The 5,813-nt window shown below is 50.4% G+C and carries 2 tRNA genes and 3 rRNA genes; all 5 read left to right on the top strand.

The features are described from left to right. The first annotated feature begins 511 nt into the window (after nt 1-511). Nucleotides 512-2,049, top strand: a 16S ribosomal RNA gene (locus tag CLI93_RS14580). Nucleotides 2,050-2,131: 82 nt separating this feature from the next. Next, nucleotides 2,132-2,208: transfer RNA gene (locus CLI93_RS14575), tRNA-Ile, on the top strand. A gap of 50 nt (nt 2,209-2,258) precedes the next feature. Next, nucleotides 2,259-2,334 (top strand) — tRNA-Ala (locus CLI93_RS14570). Nucleotides 2,335-2,739: 405 nt separating this feature from the next. Further along, a 23S ribosomal RNA gene (locus tag CLI93_RS14565) occupies nt 2,740-5,613 on the top strand. Between the two features lie 139 nt (nt 5,614-5,752). After that, nucleotides 5,753-5,813: ribosomal RNA gene (gene rrf, locus CLI93_RS14560) — 5S ribosomal RNA — on the top strand; the annotation flags it as partial.

Below are 5,813 nucleotides of genomic sequence, written 5' to 3'. Positions count from 1 at the left end.
TGTTATAGTCACGCCTTCGCTTGATTGCAGCTGCTCTATTGGGTGGTTGCGGTGGCAGATGCTGTTGAGGTTAGTTGACTGACTCAAAATTTCTGCTACAATGTGGAGTTTCCTCGAAAGCCTGGTTGGCAGGCTGCATGAAAAATTTCAAAATTTTGTTGATTTGAAATTTTTCGTGTTATAGTAGAGGGCTTCGCTAGATGTGAAGCTGTCTTCGAAGCAAGATTTCAAAAAGTTCAAAAATTTCTTGAGTGCTTGAAATTTTGTGTTATAGTAGAGGGCTTCGCTGATTGCGAAACGATGCGAATCCAAATCGTTGGATGGCAAGTAAGGTTCATTAAAAATATACAGCCGATAAGCGTGGGCGTTTGAAATAAAAGTTGCCGCAAAACTTTGCGCAAGCAAAGTGCGGCAGAAATGCCAAGCGCTCACAGCACAGAATCGAAGTGTGTAGGCTTTTAGCTTACAGGAGAACTTCAATTCCGCTTAAGTGAGTGAGTTTATAGAGATCGAACTAAAGAGTTTGATCCTGGCTCAGATTGAACGCTGGCGGCATGCTTTACACATGCAAGTCGAACGGTAACATGGGTGCTTGCACCTGATGACGAGTGGCGAACGGGTGAGTAATACATCGGAACATGCCCAATTGTGGGGGATAGCTCGGCGAAAGCCGGATTAATACCGCATAAGATCTACGGATGAAAGCAGGGGACCTTCGGGCCTTGCGCGATTGGAGTGGCCGATGGCAGATTAGGTAGTTGGTGGGGTAAAGGCCTACCAAGCCTGCGATCTGTAGCTGGTCTGAGAGGACGACCAGCCACACTGGGACTGAGACACGGCCCAGACTCCTACGGGAGGCAGCAGTGGGGAATTTTGGACAATGGGCGCAAGCCTGATCCAGCAATGCCGCGTGCAGGACGAAGGCCTTCGGGTTGTAAACTGCTTTTGTACAGAACGAAAAGTCTCTGGTTAATACCTGGGGATCATGACGGTACTGTAAGAATAAGCACCGGCTAACTACGTGCCAGCAGCCGCGGTAATACGTAGGGTGCGAGCGTTAATCGGAATTACTGGGCGTAAAGCGTGCGCAGGCGGCGATGCAAGACCGATGTGAAATCCCCGGGCTCAACCTGGGAACTGCATTAGTGACTGCATTGCTGGAGTGCGGCAGAGGGGGATGGAATTCCGCGTGTAGCAGTGAAATGCGTAGATATGCGGAGGAACACCGATGGCGAAGGCAATCCCCTGGGCCTGCACTGACGCTCATGCACGAAAGCGTGGGGAGCAAACAGGATTAGATACCCTGGTAGTCCACGCCCTAAACGATGTCAACTGGTTGTTGGGGATTCATTTCTTCAGTAACGAAGCTAACGCGTGAAGTTGACCGCCTGGGGAGTACGGTCGCAAGACTAAAACTCAAAGGAATTGACGGGGACCCGCACAAGCGGTGGATGATGTGGTTTAATTCGATGCAACGCGAAAAACCTTACCCACCTTTGACATGTACGGAACTTGCCAGAGATGGCTTGGTGCTCGAAAGAGAGCCGTAACACAGGTGCTGCATGGCTGTCGTCAGCTCGTGTCGTGAGATGTTGGGTTAAGTCCCGCAACGAGCGCAACCCTTGTCATTAGTTGCCATCATTAAGTTGGGCACTCTAATGAGACTGCCGGTGATAAACCGGAGGAAGGTGGGGATGACGTCAAGTCCTCATGGCCCTTATAGGTGGGGCTACACACGTCATACAATGGCCGGTACAAAGGGCAGCCAACCCGCGAGGGGGAGCAAATCCCATAAAGCCGGTCGTAGTCCGGATCGCAGTCTGCAACTCGACTGCGTGAAGTCGGAATCGCTAGTAATCGTGGATCAGCATGTCACGGTGAATACGTTCCCGGGTCTTGTACACACCGCCCGTCACACCATGGGAGCGGGTTCTGCCAGAAGTAGGTAGCTTAACCGTAAGGAGGGCGCTTACCACGGCAGGGCTCGTGACTGGGGTGAAGTCGTAACAAGGTAGCCGTACCGGAAGGTGCGGCTGGATCACCTCCTTTCTGGAAAAGGCAGCTTTTGCCAAGCGTCCACACTTATCGGTTGTTGGAATGGAAATCGAATACCCAACAGGTATTCGATGATGGGTCTGTAGCTCAGCTGGTTAGAGCACCGTCTTGATAAGGCGGGGGTCGTTGGTTCGAGCCCAACTAGACCCACCAAAATCCTATCGAAAGATGGGGTGGATGAAATCCAATGGATTGAATCTATTGGGGGATTAGCTCAGCTGGGAGAGCACCTGCTTTGCAAGCAGGGGGTCGTCGGTTCGATCCCGTCATCCTCCACCAAAAAAAGCATTCGACATCGATGCTAATGCATCATAAACTGTAGTAGAATGCGCAGTTTCGTTAAACACCAAAAGGGCTTTAAAAGATTTTGGTCTTAAAAGGCTTTTTTGTTGTTTGTCGATATCAATCGATGAAATTGGCTGTTCTTTAAAAAATCATAGAGTCGAATCAGCGTTGCTGATGGAAAGCAGTAAATCTGCGCCGTGCCATCAGCAATGATTTTGATTGCGTCAACAACGAACATTCAAAGAAGTTTGAATTGTTCAGTAATTGACGATTGTTCTCTGAGTCATCTAAAAATTTTTAGGTGGCTCTTCAAGACAAGCGTGAATTACGGCAAACGCGTAAGCAAGTTTGCTTGTTCTGTGATGGAGGTTTTTGCGAAAGCAGAAGTCAAAGTTATAGGGTCAAGTGAATAAGAGCATGTGGTGGATGCCTTGGCGATTACAGGCGATGAAAGACGTGATAGCCTGCGATAAGCTTCGGGGAGCTGGCAAATGAGCATTGATCCGAAGATTTCTGAATGGGGAAACCCACCCGTTAGGGTATCGTTGACTGAATTCATAGGTTAACGAGGCGAACCTGGAGAACTGAAACATCTAAGTACCCAGAGGAAAAGACATCAACCGAGATTCCGAAAGTAGTGGCGAGCGAAATCGGATCAGCCTTCTAGTGATAGCGCAGAAGACAACAAAACGGATTGGAAACTCCGGCCACAGTGGGTGATAGCCCCGTATGTGAAAATTCTGTGTGGTACTAGGCTAGAGACAAGTAGGGCGGGACACGTGAAATCCTGTCTGAATATGGGGGGACCATCCTCCAAGGCTAAATACTCGTAATCGACCGATAGTGAACCAGTACCGTGAGGGAAAGGCGAAAAGAACCCCGGGAGGGGAGTGAAATAGATCCTGAAACCGCATGCTTACAAAAAGTCGGAGCCCTTCGGGGTGACGGCGTACCTTTTGTATAATGGGTCAGCGACTTACATTCAGTGGCGAGGTTAACCGAATAGGGGAGCCGAAGAGAAATCGAGTCCGAATAGGGCGTCTAGTCGCTGGGTGTAGACCCGAAACCGAGTGATCTATCCATGGCCAGGTTGAAGGTGCCGTAACAGGTACTGGAGGACCGAACCGACTAATGTTGCAAAATTAGCGGATGAGCTGTGGATAGGGGTGAAAGGCTAAACAAACTCGGAAATAGCTGGTTCTCTCCGAAAACTATTTAGGTAGTGCCTCAAGTATTACCTGTGGGGGTAGAGCACTGTTTTGGCTAGGGGGTCATGGCGACTTACCAAACCAAGGCAAACTCCGAATACCGCAGAGTACAGCTTGGGAGACAGTGCACCGGGTGCTAACGTCCGGACACGAGAGGGAAACAACCCAGACCGCCAGCTAAGGTCCCTAAAATTGGCTAAGTGGGAAACGAGGTGGGAAGGCATAGACAGTCAGGATGTTGGCTTAGAAGCAGCCATCATTTAAAGAAAGCGTAATAGCTCACTGATCGAGTCGTCCTGCGCGGAAGATGTAACGGGGCTCAAGCCAGTTACCGAAGCTGCGGATGCACAGTTTACTGTGCGTGGTAGGAGAGCGTTCTGTAGGCCTGCGAAGGTGGCTTGTAAAGGCTGCTGGAGGTATCAGAAGTGCGAATGCTGACATGAGTAGCGTTAAAGGGGGTGAAAAGCCTCCTCGCCGTAAGCGCAAGGTTTCCTACGCAACGTTCATCGGCGTAGGGTGAGTCGGCCCCTAAGGCGAGGCAGAGATGCGTAGCTGATGGGAAGCAGGTTAATATTCCTGCACCGACCTATAGTGCGATGTGGGGACGAATCTTAATAGGTGATCCAACTGTTGGAATAGTTGGTTTAGGCAGAAGTAGGCGTGTGTTAGGCAAATCCGGCACACATATACCGAGGCTGTCGATCGAGTGAGCTTGCTCATGAAGTCACTGAACGGGGTTCCAGGAAAAGCCACTAAGCTTCAGCTATAGGCGACCGTACCGCAAACCGACACTGGTGCGCGAGATGAGTATTCTAAGGCGCTTGAGAGAACTCAGGAGAAGGAACTCGGCAAATTGACACCGTAACTTCGGGAGAAGGTGTGCCCTATTAGTGTGATGAGAGCATCTGAGCATGAACGGGTTGCAAAAAATAGGTGGCTGCGACTGTTTATTAAAAACACAGCACTCTGCAAACACGAAAGTGGACGTATAGGGTGTGACGCCTGCCCGGTGCTGGAAGATTAAGTGATGGGGTGCAAGCTCTTGATCGAAGTCCCAGTAAACGGCGGCCGTAACTATAACGGTCCTAAGGTAGCGAAATTCCTTGTCGGGTAAGTTCCGACCTGCACGAATGGCGTAACGATGGCCACACTGTCTCCTCCTGAGACTCAGCGAAGTTGAAATGTTTGTGATGATGCAATCTCCCCGCGGAAAGACGGAAAGACCCCATGAACCTTTACTGTAGCTTTGTATGGGACTTTGAACAGATCTGTGTAGGATAGGTGGGAGGCTTTGAAGTGAGGATGCTAGTTCTCATGGAGCCGTCCTTGAAATACCACCCTGGTGTGTTTGAGGTTCTAACCTGCGCCCTTGAATCAGGGCGGGGGACAGTGCATGGTAGGCAGTTTGACTGGGGCGGTCTCCTCCCAAAGCGTAACGGAGGAGTTCGAAGGTACGCTAGGTACGGTCGGACATCGTGCTAATAGTGCATAGGCATAAGCGTGCTTGACTGTGAGACTGACAAGTCGAACAGGTAGGAAACTAGGACTAAGTGATCCGGTGGTTCTGTATGGAAGGGCCATCGCTCAACGGATAAAAGGTACTCTGGGGATAACAGGCTGATACCGCCCAAGAGTTCATATCGACGGCGGTGTTTGGCACCTCGATGTCGGCTCATCTCATCCTGGGGCTGAAGTCGGTCCCAAGGGTATGGCTGTTCGCCATTTAAAGAGGTACGTGAGCTGGGTTTAAAACGTCGTGAGACAGTTTGGTCCCTATCTTCCGTGGGCGCTGCAGATTTGAGGGAACCTGCTCCTAGTACGAGAGGACCGGAGTGGACACACCTCTGGTGTACCGGTTGTCACGCCAGTGGCATCGCCGGGTAGCTAAGTGTGGACGAGATAACCGCTGAAAGCATCTAAGCGGGAAACTCATCCCAAGATGAGATCTGCCGGGGCCTTGAGCCCCCTAAAGGGTCGTTGAAGACTACGACGTTGATAGGCTGGGTGTGCAAGTGCAGCAATGCATTGAGCTAACCAGTACTAATTGCCCGTGAGGCTTGACCCTATAACTTTGACAAATCGATCCCACAACGATCGACAAAGCACAGCAGCAAACCGCTAAGGCTGGCCAACGCAATCAAAATCACTCGATTCGACTCTATGCTTTTTGTTGCTGTAAAAAATCAGCAACAACACCAGTTATGCCTGATGACAATAGCAGTCTGGAACCACTCCTTCCCATCCCGAACAGGACAGTGAAACGGA

Origin of the sequence: Vandammella animalimorsus (genome assembly GCF_002288875.1) — a bacterium.
In the GTDB taxonomy this organism is placed as follows: Bacteria; Pseudomonadota; Gammaproteobacteria; order Burkholderiales; family Burkholderiaceae_C; genus Lampropedia; species Lampropedia animalimorsus.
This window is presented reverse-complemented; position numbering and strand designations above follow the sequence as displayed.